Annotated in this window: 2 protein-coding genes and 1 riboswitch; of the genes, one reads left to right on the forward strand and one right to left on the reverse strand. The window is 65.5% G+C overall.

What is annotated here, in order from left to right; genetic code table 11:
* A partial coding sequence (locus EOA24_RS34695; protein ID WP_127410630.1) for a glycine cleavage system aminomethyltransferase T occupies window positions 1-908 on the reverse strand: 908 nt, incomplete at its 3' end.
* Between the two features lie 150 nt (window positions 909-1,058).
* A riboswitch (glycine riboswitch) is annotated at window positions 1,059-1,145 on the reverse strand.
* A gap of 232 nt (window positions 1,146-1,377) precedes the next feature.
* Here EOA24_RS34695 and EOA24_RS34700 point away from each other — a divergent pair.
* Window positions 1,378-2,324: hypothetical protein (locus tag EOA24_RS34700; protein WP_127410631.1), on the forward strand; the 947-nt coding region annotated here is incomplete at its 3' end.

Below are 2,324 nucleotides of genomic sequence, written 5' to 3' on the forward strand. Positions count from 1 at the left end.
CCGGCATCGACGAGCGTCGCGCCCGCGCGCACCGGCTGGCGCCCGTCGGGCTTCAGGCCGACGCGTTTCTGCGACGGCCCGCGATCGAGGATCGAGCGCAGCGCGTCGGCGCCGATGAAATGGGCGGCGCGGACTTCCTTGGGGATCGCCCACATCAGGCCGGCGCTTGCCGGGTCGATCCCGGGCGTCAGGTCCTGGCCATGCAGGCAGAGCCCGGCCTCGAGGCGCAGGCTGTCGCGGGCGGCAAGGCCGATCCATTGCACGCGCTCGTCTTCCAGGAGTTTGGCGACCAAATCCCGCGCGTCCTTCTCCGGCAGGCCAACCTCGAAACCGTCCTCGCCGGTGTAGCCGGACCGGCTCATGAACCAGTTCTGGCGCGGCTCGATGCCATGCATGAAGAGCAGCGAGCCGGTCTCGATGCCGGCCCGTGCCAAAGCCACCCAGGCATCCGGACCCTGAATCGCCAGGAAGACGCGGTCGAGCGGCTCGACCGTGGCGTCGAAATCGGCGGAGAGCGTGCGCAGATGCTTCTCGTCCTCGATGGCGTTGCCGGCATTGGCCACGACCATGAACCGGTCGTCGCCAAGGCGCGTGACGATCAGGTCGTCGATAATGCCGGCAGCCTCGTTGAGGAAAAAGGTGTATTTGGACTGCGAGATGTCCAGCGCGCCGGCATCAAGCGGGCAGGCCCGGTTCAACAGCGCCGCGGCGCCCGGACCGTCGACTTCGAACAGCTTCATATGCGAGATGTCGAACAGCCCGGCATGCTCGCGCGTGTGCAGGTGCTCCTTCATCACGCCGGGCGGATAGGTGAGCGGCATCGACCAGCCGGCAAAAGCGCCGAAGCGCGCGCCCGCGGCCTGATGCAAATCCTCGAGGGGTAGGTGCCTGGTGTCTTCGCCTGTCATGTCTTCTCCAGAGTCGCACGCAATCGACCGCCATTGGCGGCCTGTTCCGTGCCCCTCTGTCTGAAGCCTGAGAGACTCGCGCCCCGTAACTCTGTCGGCAGCGCTTACACCTTCGGCGCGGGGCCAGGCCCCGACTTTCCAGAGTTGTCTTTCCCGTCAACGGTTCTTTTGCCTGAGAGATTTCGGGCGATTTCCCCTTCGGCGACAGCTTGCGCTGCTCTCTCCCGCAAACAGGTGGGACTCACAAACCGAGCCCCCGACGCGCCATCCATAGCTCGTTGGCGACACCTTGTCACCTCCCAGCGACATCAAAGGTGCGCCGATATTCAGGTGAGGCCGGCCTGACGTGAATCTCAACAAGGCGCGGCCGGCAAGGCTTCGCTAACCACACCATTTGCCGGTTTCTCAAGACACCGCTGATAAACCTGACGGGATAACGCCGGCAAAAGGCGACGGGCAGGGACGGCAGATGGGCGAATTGATCATGAGCGGTCCGGTGGCGGGGCTGACGTCGAAGAACAAGATCACGGCCGAGGACGTGGCAATGCTGCGGCGCGAGGTATTCGCCGACGGCGTGGTGACGCGGGGCGAGGCGGAGGCGCTGTTCGCGCTCGACCAGACGGCGCGTGACAAATGCGGCGAATGGGCACCGTTCTTCGTCGAGGCGGTGACCGACTACATCGTCCACCAGGAAAAGCCGGAAGGCTATATCTCGGAGGAGAATGCCGACTGGCTGGTCCGCACCGTCTCGCGTGACGGCATGGTCGACAGCCGCACGGAACTCGAGCTGCTGGTGCATGTGCTGGAGGAAGCCAAATCCTCGCCCGGCCAGCTTTCGGCCTACGCGCTGGAGCAGGTCGCGCATGCGGTGATCGACGGCAAGGGGCCGTTGATGATCGGCGGCGAGCTGGTTCCGGGCTTGATCGCCAAGGCCGAGGTCGATCTCCTGCACCGCATCCTCCATGCCTTTGGCGGCGACGGCAACATCGCCATTACCAAGGCCGAGGCAGAGGTGCTGTTCAGGATCAATGACCGAACGGCGGCCGCAGACAATGATCCGTCCTGGAACGAGCTCTTCGTCAAGGCGATCGCCAACTATGTCATGTGCTCGGCCGGCTACGAGCCGCCGACGCGCGAAGCGGCGCTGCGCCATGAAAACTTCCTTGACGAGGCAGGCCCGGCGCTCGGTGGGTTCTTCAGCCGGATGGTGTCGGGCGGATTCGCCGCGGTCCTCGAAGCCTATCATTCTCCCGGCGATATCGAGGCCGAATGGGAAGCCAGGAACCGGGCCGCCGAGGCGCTTGCCCGCCGTGCCGAGACGGTCGACGCCGGCGAAGCGAAGTGGCTGGCGGAGCGGATCGGCCCGAACCGGCCGCTCAGCGAGAACGAGCGCGCGCTGCTGACGCTGATCAAGCA

Source organism: Mesorhizobium sp. M2A.F.Ca.ET.039.01.1.1 (assembly GCF_003998035.1).
GTDB lineage: Bacteria > Pseudomonadota > Alphaproteobacteria > Rhizobiales > Rhizobiaceae > Mesorhizobium.